18 protein-coding genes and 1 pseudogene are annotated in these 24,086 nt (G+C 67.0%); 14 read left to right on the top strand and 5 right to left on the bottom strand.

Annotated elements, in window-relative coordinates; translation table 11 throughout:
• Positions 1-228: 228 nt before the first annotated feature.
• Complete coding sequence (locus C5L14_RS05290; protein ID WP_105860997.1) at positions 229-1,221, top strand: alpha/beta fold hydrolase; 993 nt, start codon at positions 229-231, stop codon at positions 1,219-1,221.
• Positions 1,222-1,417: 196 nt separating this feature from the next.
• Here the strand turns inward: C5L14_RS05290 and pyk are convergent, their stop codons facing one another.
• From pyk to C5L14_RS05275, 3 genes and pseudogenes are all read right to left on the bottom strand, one after another.
• Entirely contained in the window at positions 1,418-2,854 is a 1,437-nt protein-coding gene (gene pyk, locus C5L14_RS05285) for a pyruvate kinase (protein WP_105860996.1), read from the bottom strand.
• Positions 2,855-3,327: 473 nt separating this feature from the next.
• A pseudogene (locus C5L14_RS30265) lies at positions 3,328-3,897 on the bottom strand (DUF1036 domain-containing protein); the annotation flags it as partial.
• A 123-nt stretch (positions 3,898-4,020) separates the two neighbouring features.
• Positions 4,021-4,935, bottom strand: a complete 915-nt coding sequence (locus C5L14_RS05275) for a DMT family transporter (RefSeq protein ID WP_105860994.1) — start codon at positions 4,933-4,935, stop codon at positions 4,021-4,023.
• A 152-nt stretch (positions 4,936-5,087) separates the two neighbouring features.
• Between C5L14_RS05275 and C5L14_RS05270 the strand changes: the two genes are divergently transcribed.
• Entirely contained in the window at positions 5,088-5,909 is an 822-nt protein-coding gene (locus C5L14_RS05270) for an N-formylglutamate amidohydrolase (RefSeq protein WP_105860993.1), read from the top strand.
• A gap of 165 nt (positions 5,910-6,074) precedes the next feature.
• Positions 6,075-6,320: a DUF2312 domain-containing protein gene (locus tag C5L14_RS05265; RefSeq protein ID WP_105860992.1), complete on the top strand. Its 246-nt coding sequence runs from the start codon at positions 6,075-6,077 to the stop codon at positions 6,318-6,320.
• A 311-nt stretch (positions 6,321-6,631) separates the two neighbouring features.
• Here C5L14_RS05265 and soxR read toward each other — a convergent pair whose 3' ends face one another.
• Complete coding sequence (gene soxR / locus C5L14_RS05260) at positions 6,632-7,078, bottom strand: redox-sensitive transcriptional activator SoxR (protein WP_105860991.1); 447 nt, start codon at positions 7,076-7,078, stop codon at positions 6,632-6,634.
• A 172-nt stretch (positions 7,079-7,250) separates the two neighbouring features.
• Between soxR and C5L14_RS05255 the strand changes: the two genes are divergently transcribed.
• From C5L14_RS05255 to C5L14_RS05240, 4 genes are all read left to right on the top strand, one after another.
• Positions 7,251-7,829, top strand: a complete 579-nt coding sequence (locus C5L14_RS05255) for an NADPH-dependent FMN reductase (protein WP_105860990.1) — start codon at positions 7,251-7,253, stop codon at positions 7,827-7,829.
• Between the two features lie 157 nt (positions 7,830-7,986).
• Positions 7,987-9,363, top strand: a complete 1,377-nt coding sequence (locus C5L14_RS05250) for an NAD(P)/FAD-dependent oxidoreductase (protein WP_105860989.1) — start codon at positions 7,987-7,989, stop codon at positions 9,361-9,363.
• Positions 9,360-10,619, top strand: a complete 1,260-nt coding sequence (locus tag C5L14_RS05245; protein WP_105860988.1) for an NAD(P)/FAD-dependent oxidoreductase — start codon at positions 9,360-9,362, stop codon at positions 10,617-10,619. Before C5L14_RS05250 ends, C5L14_RS05245 begins: the two co-directional genes overlap by 4 nt.
• A gap of 12 nt (positions 10,620-10,631) precedes the next feature.
• On the top strand, positions 10,632-12,050 hold the full coding sequence (locus C5L14_RS05240) for an FGGY family carbohydrate kinase (RefSeq protein WP_105860987.1): 1,419 nt from the start codon (positions 10,632-10,634) through the stop codon (positions 12,048-12,050).
• 118 nt (positions 12,051-12,168) lie between these two features.
• On the opposite strand, the gene C5L14_RS05235 is transcribed toward C5L14_RS05240, so the two are convergent.
• Positions 12,169-12,798 (bottom strand): HAD family hydrolase, encoded by a 630-nt coding sequence (locus C5L14_RS05235; RefSeq protein ID WP_245443257.1) that lies wholly within the window; start codon positions 12,796-12,798, stop codon positions 12,169-12,171.
• 156 nt (positions 12,799-12,954) lie between these two features.
• Here C5L14_RS05235 and C5L14_RS05230 point away from each other — a divergent pair, with 156 nt between their 5' ends.
• The 7 genes from C5L14_RS05230 to C5L14_RS05200 all read left to right on the top strand — a co-directional run bounded on the left by C5L14_RS05230 (position 12,955) and on the right by C5L14_RS05200 (position 23,972).
• Positions 12,955-13,545 (top strand): ANTAR domain-containing response regulator, encoded by a 591-nt coding sequence (locus tag C5L14_RS05230; protein WP_105860985.1) that lies wholly within the window; start codon positions 12,955-12,957, stop codon positions 13,543-13,545.
• Positions 13,546-13,596: 51 nt separating this feature from the next.
• The gene (locus C5L14_RS05225; protein ID WP_105860984.1) at positions 13,597-14,850 is read left to right on the top strand and encodes a CmpA/NrtA family ABC transporter substrate-binding protein; all 1,254 of its coding nucleotides are present in this window, start codon (positions 13,597-13,599) and stop codon (positions 14,848-14,850) included.
• A 345-nt stretch (positions 14,851-15,195) separates the two neighbouring features.
• Positions 15,196-16,413 (top strand): nitrate/nitrite transporter, encoded by a 1,218-nt coding sequence (locus tag C5L14_RS05220; protein WP_105861327.1) that lies wholly within the window; start codon positions 15,196-15,198, stop codon positions 16,411-16,413.
• 9 nt (positions 16,414-16,422) lie between these two features.
• Positions 16,423-17,658, top strand: a complete 1,236-nt coding sequence (locus C5L14_RS05215; RefSeq protein ID WP_105860983.1) for an NAD(P)/FAD-dependent oxidoreductase — start codon at positions 16,423-16,425, stop codon at positions 17,656-17,658.
• Positions 17,658-19,406, top strand: a complete 1,749-nt coding sequence (locus C5L14_RS05210; RefSeq protein WP_105860982.1) for a NirA family protein — start codon at positions 17,658-17,660, stop codon at positions 19,404-19,406. Before C5L14_RS05215 ends, C5L14_RS05210 begins: the two co-directional genes overlap by 1 nt.
• Positions 19,403-21,040, top strand: coding sequence for a sulfite reductase subunit alpha (locus C5L14_RS05205; protein WP_105860981.1), 1,638 nt, complete (start codon positions 19,403-19,405; stop codon positions 21,038-21,040). Before C5L14_RS05210 ends, C5L14_RS05205 begins: the two co-directional genes overlap by 4 nt.
• Positions 21,041-21,275: 235 nt before the next feature.
• A complete protein-coding gene (locus C5L14_RS05200; protein WP_105860980.1) occupies positions 21,276-23,972 on the top strand; it encodes a nitrate reductase in 2,697 nt (898 codons plus the stop codon).
• The last annotated feature ends 114 nt before the right edge of the window (positions 23,973-24,086 follow it).

Below are 24,086 nucleotides of genomic sequence, written 5' to 3'. Positions count from 1 at the left end.
ATTTTCTCTAACTCATTGTTCAACGTCTTTGCGATTCTTGGTGACTCTGTCTGATCGCAACACACTAGAGATGGTCGATCTGGAGATCGACCCTCCATGCTCCTGCGTCCTTGCCGGAAAGCTGGCACCCATAGGCTGGAATCTTGCGATCCCGGGGGACTTTCGACCTCACGGCAAAACGGCTAGAAGCATATCTCCTAGCGATACCAGCACGCCAAAAGGCCGCGATTGACCCTCTTTCTGCTCTTTATCGGCATCCTCCTCCTTGCCCATGTGCTCGGAGCCATCCAGGCCACCAATGTCATCGCCGCCCGCATTGCCGAGGAAAATCCGCCCGAAGGGGTCTTCGTGCCCGTGCCCGGCGGACGGCTGCACCTGATCGATCTCGGGACCGGCCATGGCAGCGAGAGACTGCCGGTCCTGCTCCTGCATGGCGCCACCTCCAATGCCCGCGACATTGTCCACGGCATCGGCGAGGACCTGGCGCGCCAGCGCCGGGTGATCGCGGTGGACCGGCCCGGACATGGCTGGAGCGACCGGCCGAACGGCAGTCGCGATGCCGCCACCGCGGCGCAGGCCAAGCTGGTGATGGCCGCCCTGGACACGCATGGGATCGATCGCTTCATCGTCGTCGGCCATTCCCTCGCCGGCTCGCTCGCCACATTGTTGGCCGTCGAACACAAGGATCGGGTCGCCGGTCTGGTGGTGCTGGCCGGGGCTACCCACCCCTGGCCGGGCGGCATCAACTGGTATTACCGTCTCGCCGCCCTGCCGGCGCTCGGGCGGCTCTTCGTGCACACCGTGATGACCCCGGTCGGCAGCTGGGGCCTGAAGAAGGCGGTCGACGATTCCTTCCGTCCGGGTAAGGCACCGGCCGACTATGTCCGCAAGGCCAGCGCCGCCTTGGTGCTGCGGCCGAACGAGTTCCGCTGGAACGGGCAGGATGTCGCTGCCCTCAAGGCCTGCCTGATGGTCCAGTCTCTCCGCTATCACGGGATCACGGTCCCCACCGCCATCATTGCCGATCCGGCCGATCACGTGGTGTCGACCAGCATCCATGCCGAGGCGCTGCACCGGCAGGTGCAGGGGTCCCGGCTGGTCCTGGTTCCCGGCGGTGGCCATCAGATCCATTACACGGCCAAACAGGTGGTGCTGGAGGAGATCGGCCGCGTCGCCCAGGCAGCCGACGAGCTCCACTCGATGCGACAGGCTGCGCAATAGTTAGCTGCCTATTTAAAGGCAAATCCGGAGTCGCTGCTTTCCGCAAGCACCGCAACCCGAGGTGGGCCCGGCCGACGCTTCCCCCTTCTATTGCGGACTTTTGGTTGAATTTCTTGGCTTTAAACCAGAATAAAAAATATTAGCCGGCAATTTTATTGTCGGCTAATTTGTCCGCAAAATCGTCGCAATGGGACGATCAGGGTCCTTCGCCACCGTCGGCGCCGATCACGGCGATGCGCACCATATTGGTCGCGCCCGGCGTGCCGAAAGGTATGCCCGCCATGATCAGCACACGCTGGCCGGTTTGCGCGAAGCCGTCCTGCGAGGCATGGCGGCAGGCGCGGTCGACCATGTCGTTGATGTCGCGGGCATCGTCGGTAAGCACGGCATGCACGCCCCAGACCAGGGCAAGCCGGCGCGCCGTGCCGACATTGGGCGTCAGCGCCAGCAGAGGCTTCTCGGCACGTTCGCGGGCGATACGGATACCGGTCGAGCCCGAGGCCGTCCAGGCGATCAGGGCGGAGAGGTCGAGCGTTTCGGAAATGGTGCGCGCGGCCGCCGCAATGGCGTCGGCACCGGTCTGCTCGGGCTCGCTGCGCTGAGCGTTGATGATGGTACGGTGCAGGGCGTCTCGCTCCACCTCCTCGGCGATGCGGTTCATCGTCGCCACCGCCTCGCGCGGAAATTCACCGGCGGCGCTTTCGGCCGAGAGCATCACGGCATCGGCGCCCTCATAGACGGCCGTGGCCACGTCCGAGACTTCGGCGCGCGTCGGCACGGGGGAGGTGATCATCGATTCCAGCATCTGGGTGGCCACCACGACCGGCTTGCCGAGCTTGCGCGCACCGCGCACGATGCGCTTCTGCAGGCCCGGCACCTTTTCGAGCGGCAGTTCGACGCCAAGGTCGCCGCGCGCCACCATCAGGGCATCGGAGGCTTCGAAGATCTCGTCGAGACGCAGGATGGCCTGCGGCTTTTCGATCTTGGACATCACCAAGGCGCGGCCCTGGATGATCTCGCGCGCCTCCAGAATATCCTCGGGACGCTGCACGAAGGAGAGGGCGACGATGTCGACGCCGGCGCCAAGTCCGGCCTCCAGGTCAGCATGGTCCTTGGGCGTCATCGCCGAGACGGCGATTTCGGTGTCGGGCAGGGAAACGCCCTTGCGGTTCGACATCTTGCCGCCGACGACGACCTCGGTGACGGCGCGGTCGCCGGTTGCCTCGGTGGTCTTGAGCCGCACCTTGCCGTCGTCGAGCAGCAGCGTATGGCCGGGCCGCAGGGCCGACAGGATTTCCGGATGGGGCAGGTAGACCCGGCTGGCGTCGCCCGGCGCCGGGTCCGAATCGAGGGTAAAGCTGGTTCCATTGACCAGTTGCACAGCGCCACCGGCGAATTCGCCGATCCGCAGCTTGGGGCCCTGGAGGTCGAGCAGGATGCCGATCGGCCGGCCGCATTCCTTTTCGACGTCACGGATCAGGCCGACCATTTCACGCATGCGGTCATGCGAGGTGTGGCTCATATTGATGCGGAACAGGTCCGCACCGGCGCGGAACAAATGGGCGATCATCTCCCGCGACGACGAGGCAGGACCCAAGGTGGCGAGAATTTTTACTTTTCGCTGGCGTCGCATACGACTGTTTCTTTCTTGTCTTGGTATTTTGCGCGGATCTCGGCGCGCTGATGCAGCGCATCCGCAAGGATGAGATGGCACTCTAGTCCGATTTTCACGCCAGTTAAGTGACATAAATGCCACGCTGGCCCGCTAATTCGCCCATGGCGTTTTGCAAGTGAGTGAAATCACCCCGGATCGCAAGGACACGTCGAAACCCCATCCATGGTCCGTAACAGCTTCTAGGGTGCCGAGGTCGGTCGCTCCGGCGGCAGAGGGGGGGCGGGCGTGGCTGGCGTGCCTTCCGCAGGGGGAGGTCCGTCGGCGCCGGGCTGCGGTGGAGCCGCATCCTGCGGCGGCTTGTCGGGAGTCGGCGGAACGGGGCTTGGCGGGTTCGGCGGCGGCGCGCCTTCGCTGGGAGGCTGCGCCGGCGCAGCGGGAGCCGGCGCGTCCTGCGGCGTCATCGGCGACGGCGTCGCGGGCGAGACCACCGGCGGCGTGGTCACGGTCGGCGGATTGGCCGGAGCAGGCGCCGCACCGGAAGCAGGCGGAACGGCGGGCGCCGGCGCCGCGGGAGCCGAAGGCCCCTGCGCGGGCGGGGTGTCGGCCGGAGCGTTCGATTTGGGCTTCGCCCCGTTCTGGGCCTGCTCGGAAAGCTGGACCGTCCAGGCCTTCTGCTCGCCGGTGTCGATCTCGAAATAGCCGGTGCGGTTATAGCCGCGCGCCAGGCAGTTCTCGAAACCGCGAATGGTGAATTCCTTGTCGCGCGAGCACATGAAGGCGTTGCCGCTCCATTCCCCGCCCTGGTCGTAGTCGACCGCATAGACATAATAGAACCGTGCTGCCAACGGACCCTTCAGGATGGACTCGCAGCTGCGTGCCGCGACGTTCCACCAGCCCTCGGTGAGCCAGCCCTGCTTGTCGCGATAGCCGACGGCGACGCCCACCCGGCTCGACGTATTGTTGCACAGGCGGAAATCGGCCATGGCCGGGCTGGCTGCAAGCAACGGCGCTACGCAGATTACGGCTGCAGCAAACGGGAGACGAAGAGAGGAAGAGATCATCCGGAGCGATTCGACCTAGAAGCAGTGATGGACCATGGCTAAGGTTTCGTTCGGACGCAAGAAAGGCGGCAAGAAGGCGTAAATCTTGTTGCCGCCCCCTGAATTCCTGTCCCGGCGCCTTCCTCAGGCCTGTCGCGGGCGCGAGACCCAGATGCCGGCGATGATGATCAGGCCGCCGAGCGCCTGCAGCAGGGAGACCGGCTCGTCCAGGATCAGCCACCCGAGCGCCGCTGCCGCCACCGCCTCCAGGAAGATCACCAGCGAAGAGAACACCACCGGCAGCGAGCCGAGCGCGACCGACAGCAGCCCCTGTCCGCCGGCATGGCTAACCCAGGCGAGAGCGATCAGGACGAGCCAGCCCGTCGCTCCGGCCGGCAGGAAGCGCTGGCCCAGGGTCTGCGTGGCCCACAGCGCGGCCCCGGCCAGAATCACCACGGTCACCACCGACATATAGAAAGTGAGTCGCGCGGCGCGGTGGCGAAGCCTCGCCTTCTCCACCGCCAGGAAATAGGCGCCGAAGAAGAGGCCCGTCACCCCGGCGAAGCCGTCGCCGACGAGATGGCCAGGCGCCAAGCCGAGCGATTGGGCGACCAGCGCCAGCCCGCCCAGCAGGCACAGGCCGAGGCCGATCAGCGCGGCACGGCTCGCCTTGCGCCGATAGACCAGCCATCCCAGGACCACCACCCACAACGGCGCCATGGTGGCGAAGAAAGTGGCGTTGGCCACCGTGGTATTGGTGATGGCGAGATGCCAGAAGAAGAGGTCGGCGGCAAAGAACACGCCGGTGGCGATCACCGGCAGGGAGAAGGCGGGGCCGGTGTCCGGCGCGCCCGCCTTGCTTTCTTCGATGCGCATCCAGGCATAGAGCACCGGCAGCGCCAGCAGTACCCGGTAGAAGGCGCTGGCGAAGGGCCCGACATCCGTCAGCCTCACCAGGATCGGCGAAATGCCCATCGCTATGGCACCGGCGATCAGCGCGGCAAAAGCAGGCCAGAAGGCGCTTGGCGCCGGGGCTGCGGACTGGGCTGCAGTGGTCATCCGATCACGGTTCCTGGCGAATCAATGCTGCCGGCAAGTCGCCTTCGAAGGGTTGGTTCTCACGCCCGCCGGGAGAAAACACGGGCGGGAAAGGCGCATTGGCGGTGGCGCCAGCTCCGCCACGTCTTTATGCTGCCTGCTTCGATACCACAATGTCAGCATCTCCCTTGCAGTCCGATTTTTCGCCCATCGAAAGGCTGGATGGCCAGCCCGACTCCGGTCTCATCCTGCTATGCGACCACGCCTCCAACGCCCTGCCCGCCGAATATGGCACGCTGGGCCTGCCGCCGGCGCAGCTCGAGCGTCATATCGGCTACGATATCGGTGCACGGGCGGTTACGCTGGCCCTGTCGGCGCGGCTGAGGGCTCCTGCCTTGCTCACCCGCTTTTCGCGCCTGCTGATCGATCCCAATCGCGGTGCCGACGATCCCACATTGGTGATGCGCCTGTCCGACGGCGCCCTGGTGCCCGGCAATGCCCGGGTCGATCATGCCGAGATCGCCCGGCGGATCGAACGCTTCCACCGCCCCTATCATCGGGCGATCGGCGATCTCGTGAACGACAAGCTCGCCCGCGGCATCGTGCCGGTGCTGTTTTCGGTGCATTCCTTCACGCCGGTCTGGCGCGGCGTGCCACGCCCCTGGCACGTCACCTTGCTCTGGGACAAGGATCCGCGCATCGCCAGACCAATGATCGAGGCCTTCAGGCGCGACCCCGCCCTGGTGGTGGGCGATAATGAACCCTATGACGGCGCCCTTGAAGGCGACACGCTCTATCAGCACGCCACGCTGCGTGGCCTGCCCCATGCCCTGATCGAATTGCGACAGGACCTGATCGGCACCCAGGAGGGCGCCGAGGATTGGGCCGACCGCATCGCCCGCGCCCTGTCGCCCCTGATCATCGATCCCGCCATCCGGCGCATCGAGCATTGGGGATCGCGCACAGGACCTCTGGCCCAGCCCTCGCACCGATGAGGGGCGGTGAGGAAATCCCTAACCTTTGTCGGAAACTCTGGACCCTGGTTTCAAGGCGCCTTTGCGATTCTCGGCGGCTCCGTCAGGGTGCGAAATGCGGTGGGACTTGACCCGACTCGGCTTTATCAGCCACATCCGCCCCCAAATTTGTCTCAGGAGTAAGCAATGACGGACGCAACATCGGTCGCCGCGGACCAGCTCAAGTCGATCATCGAGCGCATCGAACGTCTCGAAGAGGACAAGAAGGCGATCGCCGACGACATCAAGGAAGTCTATGGCGAGGCCAAGGCCAACGGCTTCGATGTCGCCATCCTGCGCAAGATCGTATCCCTGCGCAAAAAGCCGGCTGCCGAGCGCGCCGAAGAAGATGCCATCCTGGAGCTCTACCTCCAGGCCCTCGGCATGGAGTAAGGCTTCGTCCGTCAATAAGCGGACCGGCTTGGCTCGAACTGTGCCATGCCCGCGCCAAGCCGGGCCCGACAGAGGCGGCGCTTCGATTGCTCGCGGACAATGGCTATCGGCGGGATGATCCCTGGCGATGCCTGCTGACTAGAGCGTTTTGCGATTAGACGGAGCCACCAAGAATCGCAAAGACGCGTCAGAACAATGAGCTGGAGCAAATAAGCGTTCATGCTTGAACGCGCTTTGCTCTCCAGCTTTTTGTTTGACGCGTTTTCCAATCGAAAAACCGGCCGGCTTTTCCGGAAAACGCTCCGATGGCCTCAATTGTGGCGCGTCGTGACCCAATAACGCGGGCCGGGGCCGAGCCGGCCGGCGCGATCGTCCGGATTGGCGAGCTGGCAGAATTCCAGCGACAGGCAGCCGCAGCTGATGCAGCGCGTGAGTCCGCTCTTCAACCGCTGAAGCTCGGCGATCCTGGCATCGATCCGCTCGGTCCAGGGCTGGGACAATTGCGCCCAATCCTCGCCGCCCGGGACGTGATCGGTGGGCAGCCTCGCGAGTTCCTGCCCGATCTCCTCCAGCGACATGCCCAGGCGCTGGGCGAAAACGATGAAGGCGATGCGCCTGAGCGTCGAACGCGGAAAGCGCCGATGCCCCGAACCGGCGCGTTCGGCCCGGATCAGGCCACGCTCCTCATAATAGCGCAGGGCCGACGCCGCGACGCCCGACCGGCGTGAAATCTGATTGATGGTAAGGGTCGGATCCATGCCGGCATGAAAGCATATTTATCGCTTGATCTCAAGTTCACTTGAACTTGTAGAAGAACTCTTCCTTCCATTGGAGGCTGAGTTTGATGACAATTCGAGCGACCGAGCGATCCGAAAACGCGAAATATTCCGGCTTTCGCTGCGTTGAGCCGGAAAGCCAGGGGAGGCCGGCATGAGCGGGCAGCCCCTGCGCCTCGGCCTGATCCATGGCAGCAGCCGCCGCGGCCGCTTCTGCGACACCGTCGCCCGATGGACCCATTCGCGGATTGCCCGCACCCGGCAATTCGACATCGACATCATCGATCCGCAGCAATTGGACCTGCCGGCGCTGCTGCACCAGGAGGATTGCCCGGCCAGACAGGCACTGCGCGGCCGGCTGGCCGAGGCCGACTGCTTCGTCCTGGTGACGCCGGAATACAATCACGGCTATACGGCCGCCGCCAAACTGATCATCGACGCCGCCAGCCGTGAATGGGCCGAAAAGCCGGTCGCCTTCGTCTCCTATGGCGGCATTTCCGGCGGATTGCGGGCGGTCGAGCAATTGAGGCTGGTCTTCGCCGAGCTGCATGCGATCGCCCTGCGCGACTGCGTGAGCCTTGCCAATGCCTGGCGGGCAATCGATGGCGAGGGCCGCCTCATCCCCGGCCCCGAGGCCAGCCAGGCCATGGACGTGCTGGTCGGGCAGCTTCACCGCTGGGCAAGCACGCTCAGGCAGGTCCGGCAGATGGATGCTGCCATGGCTTCGGCATAGACCTGGCGAACCTCGGTCGTGCCGCAGCCCGCCACATCAAATAGGTGTCAATCTTCATGAGGGGTGATAGTACCTCCAGCCAGTAGCGAAGCAGCCGCGAATTTGCTGAGATGGCACGACAGGCTCGCGCCCGGCGGCCTGCGGGGAAGACGGCATAATGGTCAGCGATGTCGCCATCATCGGCGCAGGGGTCGTGGGTTGCGCGATCGCCCGACGCTTTGCGCTGGAAGGGCTCGCCGTCACCCTGATCGAAGCCGGCGGTGATATCCTGTCCGGCGCCAGCAAGGCCAACAGCGCCATATTGCATACGGGTTTCGACGCCCCGCCCGGCAGTCTGGAACACGCTTGCATCCGCGACGGCTATGCCGAGTATCGCGAGATCCACCAGGCGCTCGGACTGCCGCTCCTGCGCAGTGGCGCCCTCGTCGTCGCCTGGGACGAAAGCGAGGAAGCCGGCCTCGAAGGCATCCGCGCCAAGGCGTTGGAGAACGGCATCGACAATGTGGCTGTGATCGGCCGGGCGGAGCTGCACGCCAGGGAACCGGGCCTGTCCGAATCGGCGCGCGCCGCCCTTTTCGTGCCGGACGAGGCGCTGATCGATCCCTGGAGCCCTTTCCTCGCCTATGTCGAGCAGGCCATGGCGCATGGCGCGACCGTCCTGCGCGGCACGCGCGTCACCGGCGGCCAGTTCAATGGCCTGCTGTGGCGCCTCGAAACCACGGCCGGGCCTGTCGAGGCCTCGAGCGTGATCAATTGCGCCGGCAATCATGGCGACGAGATCGACAAGGCGCTGCTCGGCCACAGCGCCTTCGAGATCCGTCCGCGCAAGGGCCAGTTCGTGGTGTTCGACAAGGCGGCCTACAGGCTGGCTTCGGCCATCATCCTGCCGGTGCCCAATGAGCGCACCAAGGGTGTGGTGGTCACGCGCACCGTCTTCGGCAATTTGCTCGTCGGTCCCACCGCCGAGGAACAGCAGGAGCGCGACCGGGCCGATGTCGACCGCGGCGCGCTCGAGGCCCTGATCCGCCGCGGCATCGAGATCCTGCCGGCCCTGGCCGGCATGCCGGTGACCGCCTGCTATGCCGGCCTGCGGCCCGCCACGGAAAAGAAGGACTATCGCATCGACGCCTATGCCGAGCGCAACTGGATCAGCGTCGGCGGCATCCGTTCGACCGGCCTGTCCGCCTCGCTCGGCATCGCCCGCCACGTACTGAGGCTTTACCAGGAGGCAGGAGGCACCATCGCGCCGGTCCCGCCAGCTTCTGCCTCTCCGGTTCCCAATCTCGCCGAGCATCTGCCGCGCGACTATGGCCGGCCGGGCTATGGGGAAATCATCTGCCACTGCGAGCTGGTGACGAAGCGCGAGATCGAGGTCGCCTTGTCGCGTCCGCTGGCCGCCCGCGATTTCGGAGGCCTGAAGCGCCGCACCCGTTGCGCCATGGGGCGCTGCCAGGGCTTCAACTGCAGCGCCAGGCTGGCAAGCCTGACACAGGGCCGTTTTGCCGTACCCCTCGACAGCGGAGCGGCGCGATGAGTGCGGCCGAGACGATGGCGCCGGATGTTCTCGTGGTCGGCGGCGGCCCCGCCGGCCTGTCGGCGGCGACGACGCTCAGGGAGCTGGGTGTGGGCAGGGTCGTGCTGCTCGAACGCGACACGGTCGTGGGCGGCATTCCGCGTCATTGCGGCCACTCGCCCTTCGGCATGCGCGAGTTCCGCCGCATCCTCTCGGGCACGCGCTATGCCGCCCGGCTCGAGGCCCGGGCGAAGGACCGGGGAGTCGAGATCCTCACCCGCCACTCCGTGCTCTCGGTCCAGGACGGCGCGGTGAAAGCGGTGTCGCCCGACGGACCCATCGAGTTCAGGCCGAGGCGCATCCTGCTCGCCACCGGCACGCGCGAGGCCTCGCGGGCCGCGCGGCTGGTATCGGGCGAGCGCCCGCTCGGCATTCTCAACACGGCGGCGCTGCAGGCCTATGTGCATCTGGAAAAGCTCGCGCCCTTCCGCCGGCCGGTGATCGTCGGCACCGAACTGGTGGCGATGTCGGCTATCCTCACCTGCCTGTCGGGCGGCATCCGGCCAGCCGCGATGATCGAGCCGAACGCCCGCCCGACGGCCCGCTTCCCCTTCGGGCTGTTGCCGCGCCTGCTCGGCATTCCCGTGCATTATCGCAGCGAGATCGGCACGATCAGCGGCAAGGGCCGGGTGCAGGAGGTCGTCGTGCGCTCGGAAGCGGGAGACCGCAGCATCGGCTGCGACGGCGTGCTGTTCACCGGCGCCTTCACGCCGGAATCGGCCCTGGCCCGCCTGGCGGGTCTGCCCATCGACGCGGGCAGCGGCGGCCCTGTCGTCGATGCCTTCGGCCGCACCCGTGACGGTGCGATCTTCGCCGCCGGCAATCTGCTGCGGCCGGTGGAGACCGCCGGCTGGTGCTGGGCGGAGGCGCGACGCATCGCCGGCAGCATCGCGCACGACCTCGAAAGCGGGCTGCCTGCCCGCCAAGCCACGATTCCCCTGCGTATCGGGGCGGGCATCAAGCTGGTCCTACCCCAGGAAATCGATCGCAGGGGAATCGGGCACGCCGATCTGCCGCGCGCCTTGCCGGAACTCCAGTTGCGTCTGTCGGAACGGCTGAGAGGGACCCTCATCCTTTCGGCCAGCGGCGCCGTGCTGTGGTCGCGGGCCATCGCCTCCGGGCCGGAACGGCGAATCCTGATTCCCACCGCGCGTCTCGCCATTCCGCCCGCAGCGGCCGAGCTGACATTGCAAGTGGTCCAGAGCAAAGCGCCATAGGAGCAGTTCTCGATGGCAAATATCGTGGCAATCGACCAAGGCACGACCTCCACCCGGTCCCTCCTGGTGGGCGAGGACGGCGCCATCGCCATCGTCAAGGCGATCCGGCATGGCCAGCGCCATCCCCATCCGGGCTGGGTCGAGCATGATCCGGAAGAATTGCTGGCCAATATCCGGATCTGCCTGGAAGCAGCCGGCCCGGCGGCGGCGATCGGCCTTTCCAACCAGGGGGAAAGCTGCCTGGCCTGGGACGCGGAAACCGGCAAGCCTCTCTCGCCGGTGATCGTCTGGCAGGACGGCCGCACGGCGGATATGGTCGAAGGACTGCGGGCCGCCGGCAAGGCCGCTGCCGTGCTGGAACGGGCGGGCCTGCCGCTCGACCCCTATTTCTCCGCCACCAAATTCCGCTGGATGCTCGACAACCTGCCGGAGGTCGCCCAGGCCCGCGCTGCGGGACGGCTGCGCCTTGGCACCACCGATGCCTTCTTCCTGCAGCGCCTGACGGGGGAATTCGCCACGGACGCGACCACGGCTTCCCGCACCTCGCTGATGAATCTGGCAACCGGGGCGTGGGACGAGGAACTCTGCGCCCTGTTCGGCGTGCCCCTCGACAGCCTACCGCCGATCCGGCAGACCGTGGCGGCTTTCGGGAAGACGCAGACCGGCCCGATCACCGCCTCGCTGGTCGACCAGCAGGCCTCCCTCTACGGCCACCGCTGCCGCCGCGCCGGCGACCTCAAGATCACCTTCGGCACGGGCGCCTTCTGCCTGGCCGTCACCTCGACAATTCCCAAGGCGCCCGCCCTGACCGGCGGCCTCCTGCCGACGGTGGCGTGGCATATCGGCGATCGCCCGACCTATGCCCTCGACGGCGGCGTCTATGATGTCGGCTCGAGCATCGAATGGGCGATCAAGACCGGGGTCGCCAGCGGCGTCGACGATTTCCATCAATTCCGGCGGCCGCCGGCAATCGAGCGCGGACTCGTCTTCGTGCCGGCCTTTTCAGGCCTCGCCTGCCCGCATTGGGACCGCACCGCCGCCCCCGTCATCATTGGCCTGACACCGGCCTCCGATTTCGCGGATCTGCGTCAGGCCCTGCTCGAAGGCATCGCGCTGCTCACCTGCGACATCCTGGCGGCCATGGAGGCCGAGGTGCAGACGGGCGATGTGATCGCCATCGATGGCGGCTTGTCGCGCAGCCCCTATTTCTGCCAGTTCCTGGCCGACAGCGCCGGCAAGGCCGTCGCCTTGTCGGATTTCGACGAGACCACGGCCTTGGGCACGGCCCAGCTCGCGGCCCTCGGCATCGGGGTGGAGATACCGGCCGTCTCGGCTTCGAACCGGAAATTGTACGAGCCCAGGGATGCGCCCCGCGAGCGCTGGCGCGGGCGCTTCCGCACCGCCGTCGAGCGTACGTCGGGCTGGCGCTGAGAGCCCCTGGAACATTGCCGGGAAAAGTTGGCTAAATGTGCCTTCCCTGATTTTGGTGGGGCCTTGGCGACAGAGGCGAGCAAGGTGGTGGTTTTCAGTTCAGATCCGGCAAGACCCGTCACACGGCGGATTGCGCGCTCAGCAGCCCCAGGGCACCCAGGTCGCGGCGCAGGGTTTCGGGGTCGCGGAAGCGGATCGCCTTGAAGCCGAGACGTGAGGCTGTGGCGATATTCTCCGCATTGTCGTCGATGAAGACGCAGGCGGTGGCCGACAGGCCCGTTTCCTGCAGGAACAGCTCGAAGATCGCCGGATCCGGCTTGGCCAGTTTTCTCTCGCCCGAGACGATCAGCACCTCGAAATAGGACAGGAAAGCGTAGCGCTCGGCTGCGATCGGAAAGGTTTCGGACGACCAGTTCGAGATCGCATGCAGGGCCACTTCCGCCCGGCGCAGCTCCTCCAGAATGGCGACCGTCCCCTCGATGGCACCGCCCAGCATCTCGGGCCAGCGCGTGTGAAAGGCCGAGATCAGCTCGCCATGATGGGGAAATTCTGCGGAGAGCTCGGCCACCCCTTCGGCGAATGGCTTGCCCGCATCGAACTGGCCGTTCCACGCCGGCGTGCAGACCTCGGCGAGGAAGCGGCGGGCCGCCTCCTCGTCCGGCAGAAGCCGGCGGTAGAGATAGAGGGGATTCCAATCGATCAGCACGCCACCGAGATCGAACACCACCGCCTCGATTGAATCTGCCACAGCCTTCTCCATTGCCTATTTATGCGCTAATATGCATGATTATGCGCTTTTACGCAAATTCATGCGTGAACGCAATGCCTCGCCACGCCCGCCTTTCCGGCATGCTGCCTAATATCGCGCCTTGCCTCGCCGACGCTCTCGCCTGAAATTGCGGGCATGAATGACGCGCCCCTGCATGTCCTGCTGATCGACGACAATGCGATGAGGGCTTCCATCATCGAGGAAGGCCTGCGCGAGGCTGGACATCAGCGCGTCACCATCATTACCCAGATGCGCCACTTGTTGCGGCAGGTCGTGGACGCGGATCCCGACGTGATCTTCATCGACCTGGAGAACCCCAATCGTGACGTCCTGGAGCAAATGTTCCAGGTCTCGCGCAGCGTGCACCGCCCGGTGGTGATGTTCGTCGACCAATCCGACAAGGCCGCGACCGAGGCGGCCATCGATGCCGGCGTCTCGGCCTATGTGGTGAACGGCCTGCGCAAGGAGCGCGTCCGGCCGATCCTCGACATGGCCATCAGCCGCTTCAACGCCTTTCATCGCCTGCGCGAGGAATTGGACCGCACGCGCCAGGCGCTGGAGGACCGTAAGACCATCGACAAGGCGAAAGGAATTCTCATGAAAAGGCGCGGTATCAGCGAGGAGGAGGCCTACGCCCTGCTGCGCAGCACGGCGATGAACGAAAGCCGGCGCGTGGCCGAGGTGGCACGCAGCCTCGTCACCGCCGCCATGCTGCTGGACAAATAGGCCGATGATGAGCGGTTACGCGGACGGCGACGAAATCCGGGAGTATGCGCGATGAGAAACAAGGGCAGGGATGGCGCCGCAGACCTGACGCTCGGTTTCATTCCGCTCGTCGACGCCGCGCCCCTGGTCGTCGCCAGGGAAAAGGGCTTTGCCGCTGCCGAGGGCCTCGATCTCACGCTGGCGCGCGAGACCTCCTGGGCCAATATCCGCGATCGCGTCATGCTCGGCCATTTCGATGCCGCCCATATGCTCGGGCCGATGCCGATCGCCTCCACGCTCGGCATCGGGCATGTCGAAGTGCCAATGATCGCGCCCTTTTCGCTGGGCCTGGGCGGCAATGCCATCACGCTCGCGCCGCCGCTCTTCGCCCGGATGGAGGAAGAGGGCACAGTTCTTGCCGCCGGCCCGGCCGCCATCGGCACTGCCCTGGCCAAGGTCGTCGTCAAAAGACAGGCAGCGGGGCAGTCTCCCCTCACCTTCGCGGTGGTGCATCCCTTTTCGGGGCATAATTACGAGCTGCGTTATTGGCTGGCCGCCGCCGGCGTGGACCCCGACAGGGATATCCGGCTGGTCGTCCTGCCGCCCCCCTTCATGGTCGACGCCATCAGCGAAGGCCAGATCGACGGTTTCTGCGTGGGCGAACCCTGGAACTCCCTCGCGGTCGAGGCCGGGGTTGGCGTGATCGCCGTGACCAAATCCACCCTCTGGCGCCAGGGCCCCGAGAAAGTGCTGGGCTTTCGTGCCGATTTCGCCGAGCGCGCCCCGGACCGTCTCGCTGCTTTGCTGCGCGCCCTGCATGCCGCGGCCCGCTGGGCGGGCGAGGCCGGCAATCGCAAGGAACTTGCCCATATTCTAGCGGCGTCCGTCTATCTCGACAGGCCGCCCGCCATCATCGCCCGAGCGCTGAGTGGCAGGCTGGTGCGACGCGAGCGCGAGGCCGCGACCGAGATCCCCGATTTCCTGGTCTTCCATGACCACGCCGCCAACTTCCCCTGGGCCAGCCACGCCCTCTGGTTCTATTCGCAGATGGTGCGCTGGGGTCAGGTGGACTACAGCGCCGCTCTGGCCCGCCGGGCTGGCCAGGTCTACCGCCCGGACCTCTATCGTGCTGCCCTCGCCGGCACCGGCATCGACCTGCCCCGGGCAAGCGCCAAGGTCGAGGGTGCCTTGCGGCAGGCGACGCCGGTCGCCTCGCGCCACGGCACCATGGTGCTCGGTCCGGATGGCTTCTTCGACGGCAGGCTGTTCGATCCCGACGACATCGAAGCCTATCTGCGCTCCTTCGGCGTGTCGGCCTCCGGCTGACATATCGGCCGGCTAGCCGTCGGCCGGAGGCCGACACTCCATCGTTTCCTGCTTGGCGCTGAAAATATCGGCAAATCCATGCTGCGGCGCACAACATTTGATCTTGCCTAAAAAAGCAGCCTGCTTCTAAACTGCACATAATGAGAGACAGAGGTCTCTTTCCGCGTCTGGGTCAATGACGGCCCGATAAGCGGCTTTTCCTTGAAGATTCTGGGCTCAAGAGCCCGGCGTCCATCGATGGACGCGAAACGGCAGCGCCGCCGAACGATTCCTGCTGCCCTTTTCATCGGCGGGAATGGTTCGGCGGCTTTTTGTTTTGGCGCATTCAGCACGCGGAACACGACGATGCAGACGCGGGACTTTCTCAAGGCCGGGCACTGGCCCACCCTCTTCGCCGCCTTCTTCTATTTCGACATGAGCTTCATGGTCTGGGTGATCCTCGGGCCCCTCGCCGTCCAGATCGCCAGCGACCTTCACCTCGATGCCGCCCAGAAGGGCCTGATGGTGGCGCTGCCGGTGCTCGCCGGTGCCTTCCTGCGCGTGGTCAACGGCTTCCTGGTCGATTATCTCCGGCCCAAGCTCACCGGCATCCTGGCGCAGCTCGTGGTGATCGGCGGCCTCGTCGGCTTCTGGGCCGTCGGCATCGGCTCCTACAGCCAGCTGCTGTTCCTCGGCCTGATCCTGGGCATGGCCGGAGCGTCCTTCGCCGTGGCGCTTCCCCTCGCCTCGCGCTGGTATCCGCCGCAGTATCAGGGCATCGCCCTGGGCATCGCGGGCGCCGGCAATTCAGGCACGGTGTTCGCCGCCTTGTTCGCACCGCTGCTCGCCACCATGGTGGGCTGGACCAATGTCATCGGCCTTGCCGCCATCCCGCTGGTCGTCGCCCTCGCCGTCTATCTCGCCTGCGCCAAGGACAGCCCGAACCAGCCGCCGGCTAAATCGCTCGGCGAATATGCCACGATCCTGCGCCAGCCCGATGCCTGGTGGTTCATGTTCTATTATGCCGTCACCTTCGGCGGCTTCTCGGGCCTCGCCTCCTCGCTCGGCTTCTACTTCAATACGCAGTATGGGCTGGACGCCGTCACGGCAGGCTATTGCACGGCCGCCTGCGTGTTCGCCGGATCGCTGTTCCGCCCCATCGGCGGCGCGGTCGCCGATCGCTTCGGCGGGATCCGTGTTCTCAGCGCGCTCTACGCCATCGCCGCCGTCGCCCTGATCCTGGTGAGCTTCGGCTTCGCCCAGCTCTGGCTCGGCCTCGGTATCCTCGTCGTCGCCATGCTCGCTCTGGGCATGGGCAATGGCGCGGTGTTCCAGCTCGTGCCGCAGCGCTTCCGCGCCGAAATGGGCGTGATGACCGGGCTGGTCGGCATGACGGGCGGCGTCGGCGGCTTCTATCTCGCCTCAAGCCTCGGACTCTCCAAGCAGTTCACCGGCAGCTACCAGGCCGGCTTCCTGATCTTCGCCACGCTCGCCGTCCTCGCCCTTGTCGCGCTCACCCGGGTCAAGCGCCGTTGGCGCGCGACCTGGACCCTGCAGGACGGCGTCGCGACGGCCCGCATCTGAGGACGAGACATGACGGAAAAGCTCCTGATCATCGGCAACGGCATGGCCAGCGTCAGGCTGTGCGAGGAACTCGCCGCCCATGCACCGGGGCGGTTCGAGACCAGCGTCGTCGGCGCCGAGCCGCGGCCGGGCTACAACCGCGTGCTGCTCTCCGCGCTGCTCGCCGGCGATATCGGCCGGGACGCCATCGCGCTGCGGGACGAGGCCTGGTATGGCGCCCAGGGCATCCGCCTGGTCACGGGACAGACCGTCACCGGCCTCGATCCGGCCGCCCGCACGGCCCACCTCGCCAACGGCACCGCCCTGTCCTTCGACCGGGTGGTGCTGGCAACCGGCTCTTCCGCCATCCGCCTGCCGATTCCCGGCATGACGCTGCCGGGGGTGACAACCTTCCGCGACTTCGCCGACCTGCCGGCCCTGCAGGAAGCGGCCCGCCTCAACCGCCGCATCGCCGTGATCGGCGGCGGGCTGCTCGGCATCGAGGCCGCCTATGGCCTGGCCAAGGGCGGGGCCAAGGTCACCCTGGTCCACGTCATGGACCGTCTGATGGAACGCCAGCTGGACCGACGGACAGCCGCCTTTCTCAAGCGCGCGGTGGAGCGCAAGGGCATCCGCGTCCTGCTCAATGCCCAGACCCAGGAGGTCGAGGGCGAGGACAAGGCGCAGGCTCTCCTCTTCGCCGACGGTTCCCGCCTGCCCGTCGACATGGTGGTCGTGGCCGTGGGCGTGCGCCCCAATACCGGCCTCGCCAAGGCCGCCGACCTGCCGGTTGGCCGCGGCGTCCTGGTGGATGACGGCCTTGCCACCGTGGTGCCCTTCATCCACGCCATCGGCGAATGCGCCGAGCATCGCGGCCAGGTCTATGGCCTGGTCGAGCCCGCCTATGAACAGGCGCGCGTGCTGGCGCGCCGCTGGGGCGGCGACACCAAGGCCGCCTATGAGGGCACCGCCCTGTCGACCAATCTCAAGGTCTCCGGCATTCCGGTGTTCTCGGCCGGTGACTTCCTCGGTGACGGCAATGACGACATCCTGCTGGAGGACCGCGGCGCCGGGCTGTGCAAGCGCCTGGTGCTGAAGGACAACCGCCTCATCGGCGCCGCCATGGTCGGCGAGGCCGAGGATGCCGTCTGGTACAAGGAACTGATCCGGGCCGGCAGCGACATCTCCGCCATCCGCGAAAGCCTGATCTTCGGCCGCGCCTTCTGCGAAACCGCCCCCTCGCGGGTTCTGAGGGAGGCCGCATGATGGGTGGCGACTTCACCTCCGACCAGAAACGCTATCTCGAAGGTTTCGTCTCCGGCATGCAGGCCGTCGGCGGCGCCAAATCGGCACCCGCTGCGGCAGCGCCGGTCCCGATGGGCCCGGACGCCACGCATCTTCAGGCGCAGGACGCCGTGACCGCCGCCGGCGGCAAGCTCGTCGACCAGGAGAAATGGAAGCGGGCCGAACATCCCTTCGACGCCTATCCCCGCCTGAAGGCCCAGGCGAAGGACGGTGCATTTCCCAAGCCCGAGGACAATTTCCGCTGGCGCTATTTCGGCCTGTTCTATGTGGCGCCCGCCCAGTCGAGCTACATGGTGCGGCTGCGTATTCCCAACGGCATCCTCAACCATTGGCAGTTCGCCGGCATGGCCGATGTCGCCGAACGCATGGGCGGGGGCTATGCCCATGTCACCACCCGGGCCAATCTGCAGATCCGCGAGGTGATGCCGGACAATGCGCCCCGCGTGGTCGAGGCGATCCAGGATCTCGGCCTGTGCTCGCGCGGTTCGGGCGCCGACAACATCCGCAACGTCACCGGTTCGGCCACTGCCGGCATCGATCCCCAGGAGCTGGCCGACACCAGGCCGCTCGCCCGCGAATGGCACTATCACATCCTCAACGACCGTTCGCTCTACGGCCTGCCGCGCAAGTTCAACGTCGCCTTCGACGGCGGCGGGCGCATCGCTACGCTCGAGGAAACCAACGATATCGGCTTCCAGGCCGTGCGCATCGGCGGCGAGATCTGGTTCCGCCTCGTCCTGGGCGGCATCACCGGCCATCGTGACCTCGCCCGCCCGACCGGCGTGTTCTGCAAGGCCGAGGAATGCTGCGCCATCGCCGATGCCATCGTGCGGGTGTTCATCGACAAGGGCGACCGCACCAACCGCACCAAGGCGCGCATGAAATATGTCCTCGATGCCATTGGCTTCGAGGCCTATCTCGAGGCGGTGGAGGCCAAGCTCGGCCGCAAACTCACCCGCCTGTCCGAGGACGGGGCCGAGCCGCGCCCCGCCTTCGACCGCCTGGCCCATATCGGCGTGCATTCCCAGAGCCAGCCCGGCCTGAACTGGATCGGCGTCACTCTGCCCGTCGGCCGCATGGACGCTCCCCAGATGCGCGGGCTCGCGGCCATTGCCCGTGATTTCGGTGATGGCGACGTCCGGCTCACCGTCTGGCAGAACCTGCTGATCTCCGGCGTGCCGGATGGCAAGGTCGAGGACGCCAAGGCCGCGATCGAGGCTCTGGGCCTCGATTGGAAGGCGACCTCGCTACGCGCCGGCCTGGTGGCCTGCACCGGCGCCACCGGCTGCAAGTTTGCTGCCGCCCACACCAAGGAGCACGCGCTGGAGATCGCCGATCACGTCGATGCCAGGCTTGCGCTCGACGTGCCCGTCAACGTGCATCTCACCGGCTGCCATCATTCCTGCGCCCAGCACTATATCGGCGATATCGGCCTGATCGGCGCCAAGGTGACACTGAACGAGGAAGGCGACCAGGCCGAGGGCTATTCGATCGTCGTCGGCGGCGGTTATGGCGACCAGGCCAGGATCGGCCGTGAACTCTGGAAGGAGATCCGGGCCGAGGATTGCGCCGGCAAGGTCGAGGGGCTGCTGCGAGCCTATCTCGAGCGCCGCGAGGGTCCGGCGGAGAGCTTCCAAGCCTTCACCAGCCGGCACGAGCCGGAGGCCCTGCGCGGCCTGGTCGACGACAGGGAGCATGCCAGCGCATGAATATGATCGCCATCCCGCCCCAACGTTCGCTCATCCCTGAAGGCGCGCCATTCAGCCCGGAGCAGAGAGCCTGGCTCGACGGCTTTTTCGGTGCTGTCCTCGCCGCCCAGGGCGGCATGGCTGTTGCCGACCTGCCGGCATCGGATAGCCCCGGTTCCGCTCAACCCGCCGGCCCCACTTTGGCCGACAATGACGAGGCTCCCTGGCACGATCCGAGCATGGGCCTCGAGGAACGGCTTGCCTTGGCCAAGGACAGGCCGCTGGCACCGCGCCTGATGGCGGCAATGGCCCAGCAGGATTGCGGCCAATGCGGCTACAACTGCGCCGACTATGCCAACGCGCTCTTTCTGCGCAAGGAAGAACGCCTCACCTTGTGTGCGCCCGGCGGCAAGGAAACCGCCCGCATGCTCAAGGCTCTGGCACAGGAGATCGGACAGGACGCCATCGCTTCGCCCGCGAGCACCGCCGCGAGGGCCGAGAATATCCAGGCCGAGGTCGGCAAGCCCCCGGCTGCTGGCCTGCCCGGCCGCTCGCGCGACAATCCGGTCGCGGCACGCTTCCTGTCGCGCCGCCGGCTCAATGGCGAGAAATCCGCCAAGACGACCTGGCACGTCGAGTTCGATCTCTCCGATAGCGGCCTCGATTATGTCGCAGGCGATAGTTTCGGGGTGATTCCCCGTAATCAGGCGGGCCTCGCCGACCAGATCATCGCCCTGCTCGGCGCGCGCCCGGAGGCGCTGATCGATGGCAAAAGCCTGCGCAACAGGCTGATCGAGGACGTTTCGCTCGGCACGCCGCCCGACACCCTGTTCCAGGTCCTGTCCTATCTCAGCACCGGGGACCTGCGCCGCAAAGCCCGGGCGCTGGCCAATGGCGAGGACCCGGACGGCGATGCGGCGACGCTCGACGTGCTCGCCGTGCTCTACAAGTTCCAGGGCATCCGCCCCGGCGCCGAGGCTTTCCTCGAGGCTCTCGATCCCCTGCAGCCGCGGCTCTATTCGATCTCCTCTTCGCACAAGGCCAATCCGGGCCGGATCTCGCTGACCGTGGATACGGTGCGCTACCGCATCGGCGCGCGCGACCGGCTGGGCGTTGCTTCCACCTTCCTGGGCGAACGCATCGCCGAGGGCGAGGAACTCAAGGTCTATGTGCAGAAGGCCCATGGCTTCCGCCTGCCGGAGAAGGGCGACACCCCGGTGATCATGGTCGGGCCGGGCACGGGCGTCGCCCCGTTCCGCGCCTTCCTGCAGGAGCGCAAGGCAGAGGGCGCCTCCGGGCGCAACTGGCTGTTCTTCGGCCACCAGCATCGCGACCATGATTTCTTCTATGAGGAGGAGTTCGCCGCCATGCGCGAGAGCGGCCTGCTCACCCGCCTGTCGCTGGCCTGGTCGCGCGACGCCGAGGGCAAGTTCTACGTGCAGGACCGCATGCGCGAGGTCGGCGCCGATCTCTGGCGCTGGCTGGCCGAGGGCGCCCATTTCTATGTCTGCGGCGATGCCAAGCGCATGGCGCGCGATGTGGAGCGCGCTTTGGTCGACATCGTGGCGCAATGGGGCGCGCGCTCCACCGAGGAGGCGGCCAGCTTCGTCAACTCGCTGAAAAAGGCCGGCCGCTACCAGGCCGACGTCTATTGAGGGGGAGCGGCGCGATGATACAGGCGAAACGCGGCGCTACGCACCCCTTGCCCCAAAAGGCGCAACCAGCCTTCTCCCCTTGCGGGAGAAGGTGGCGCGAAGCGCCGGATGAGGGGTGGCGGCGGAAGCCTCGCAAGGTTGCGTTTCTCCCCTCATCCGCCCCTTCGGGGCACCTTCTCCCGCAAGGGGAGAAGGGTATCCGCGTCTTAAAATCCAGGCCCCGGAGACCCCGTCCATGAACGTCTCCATGCCCACCCCCGATCCTTCGACGATCACGCATGCCCCCGCCCCCGTGCGCACCACCTGCGCCTATTGCGGGGTCGGCTGTGGCGTCGTCGCCACCGCCGACGGCAAGGGTGGTGCCACCATTGCCGGGGATGCCGCCCATCCCGCCAATCAGGGCCGGCTCTGCGTCAAGGGTGCGGCGCTCGGCGAGACGCTGGCCACCGGCCATCGCCTCCTCCATCCCACCATCCACGGCGTGCGCACCACCTGGAACCGCGCCCTCGATGCCGTCACCAAGGGATTCAGGGACACCATCGAGCGCCATGGCCCCGATGCGGTGGCGCTCTATCTCTCGGGCCAATTGCTGACCGAGGACTATTACGTCGCCAACAAGCTGATGAAGGGCTTCATCGGTTCGGCCAATGTCGACACCAATTCGCGCCTGTGCATGGCCTCCACCGTTGCCGGCCATCGCCGCGCCTTCGGCGCCGACATCGTGCCGGGCTGCTATGAGGATCTCGATGAAGCCGATCTCGTCGTGCTGACGGGCTCCAACACGGCCTGGTGCCATCCCGTGCTCTGGCAGCGCATCGAGCAGGCCCGCACCCGGCGCGGCACCCGCGTCGTGGTGATCGACCCCCGCCGGACGGTCACGGCCGACAGCGCCGACCTGCATCTTGCCGTGGCGCCGGGCATGGACGCCGTTCTCTTCGCCCGCCTGCTGGTCGAGATCGCCGAGGGAGGCGCCGTCGACACCAACTATGTCACCCGCCACACCGACGGGTTCGAAGCCGCTCTTGCCAATGCCCGGGAGATCGCACCCAGCCGCGCCGATGCCGCCGCCCGCTGTGCCCTCACAGAACAGGCCCTCGCCGCCTTTCTCGACTGGTGGATCGAGACGCCGCGCGTGGTCACCTGCTTCAGCCAGGGCATCAACCAGTCGGCCCAGGGGACCGACAAGGTCAACGCCATCCTCAACGTCCATCTCGCCGCCGGCCGCATCGGCAGGCCCGGCTGCGGGCCCTTCTCGCTCACCGGCCAGCCCAACGCCATGGGCGGGCGCGAGGTGGGCGGGCTCGCCAACCAGCTCGCGGCCCATATGGGGTTTTCGCCGGACGAGGTGGATCGCGTCGGCCGCTTCTGGCAGGCCCCTGGAATGGCTGGGAAGGAAGGCCGCAAGGCGGTCTCGATGTTCGAGGCGATCGAGCGCGGCGAGATCCGCGCGCTGTGGGTGCTCTGCACCAATCCGGCCGCCAGCCTGCCGCGCGCCGACGCCATGCGTTCGGCCTTGCGCCAGCTCGATTTCCTCGCCGTCTCCGAGGTCAGCGCCCATGTCGACGGCCTCGCCGAGGCCGCGACCGTGGTGCTGCCATCGGCCGCCTGGGGCGAGAAGAACGGCACCGTCACCAATTCCGAGCGGCGGATCTCGCGCCAGCGGCCCTTCCTGGCGCCTCCCGGCGAGGCGCAGCCGGACTGGTGGCAGATCTGCGAGGTCGCCAGACGGCTCGGCCATGGGCAGGCCTTCGATTTCGCCTCGCCTGCCGCGATCTTCCGCGAACATGCCGCCCTGTCCGCCTTCGAGAATGACGGCGCGCGCCTGTTCGACATCGGCGGCCTCGCCGACCTCACCGACCAAGCCTATGATGCCCTGGAGCCCGTGCAGTGGCCGCTGCCGTCGGGCCGGGATGCCGGCACGCAGCGCCTGTTCGCCGATGGCGGCTTCGCCCATGCCGATGGCTGCGCCCGCCTCGTCCCGCTGGCGCCGCCGGCGCTGTCGGCTCCGCCGACCGCCGAGCATCCGCTCCTGCTCAACACCGGCCGGGTGCGCGACCACTGGCACACCATGACCCGCACCGGGCTCAGCCCGCGCCTGGCCCAGCACCGCAACGCTCCCTTCGTGGAAGTGCATCCCGCCGATGCCGAGCGCTTCGGCCTGGAGGATGGCGCCTTCGCCGCCGTAAGCACCCGGCAGGGCCAGGTCGAACTACGCGTGGTGGTCACCGACAGCCAGCAGCCCGGCTCGATCTTCGCGCCGATTCACTGGACCGATGCCAATGCCGCGCGCGCCCGCGTGGGCTCGCTCGTGCATGCCCGCACCGACCCCGTCTCCGGCCAGCCCGATTCGAAGACGGTGCCGGCCTCGATCCGGCCCTGGGCGATGCAGGCGGAGGGCTTCATCGCCTCGCGCCGCCGCCTGCCCCTGCCGGCCTGGCTCAGCCATGCCCGCATGACGGTCGCGGATGGCGAGATCGTCCATTTCGCCAGCCCGCGTGCGCCGGGAGCGCTGCACGATCTGCTGTCGAACTGGCTCAATCTGTGGACGAGCCCGCTGCATCAGCGCAATCCCGCCGCCGATCTCTACCGCTCGGCCTCGATCGTCGATCATCGCCTCGAGATCCTGCTCTCGACCGGGCCGCGCCGTGACGAGGACGCCATAGCCTGGGCCACGGACCTGCTGGCCCGCGAACGGATCGACGCCGCCACGCGCCGTTTCATCCTGGCCGGGCGCGCACCCGACCCGGGCCTGCGGCCGAGCCGGCAGGTCTGCGCCTGTTTCGGCGTCGACGAGGCTCGCATCGAGGCGGCCGCCCGCGGCGGCGCCGACAGCGTCGAGGCGATCGGCGCGGCCTTGAAGGCCGGCACCAATTGCGGGTCCTGCCGGCCGGAAATCCGCAAGATCCTGGAAGGCTGTCGTCAGCCGGCTTGAGCAAGCCTCAGCGTCGTGGCAGAGACAGCCCGGCATCGGGAAGGAGGCGGACGAGACGTCCGCGGTCCCAGCCGTGCTGTTTCTTGCGCGAGCCTGTCATGATTTGCGGCTGAA

The organism is Labrys okinawensis (genome assembly GCF_002982075.1).
GTDB classification, from domain to species: domain Bacteria; phylum Pseudomonadota; class Alphaproteobacteria; order Rhizobiales; family Labraceae; genus Labrys; species Labrys okinawensis_A.
The sequence above is the reverse complement of the archived record's forward strand: the minus strand, read 5'-3'. Positions and strand labels throughout refer to the sequence as shown.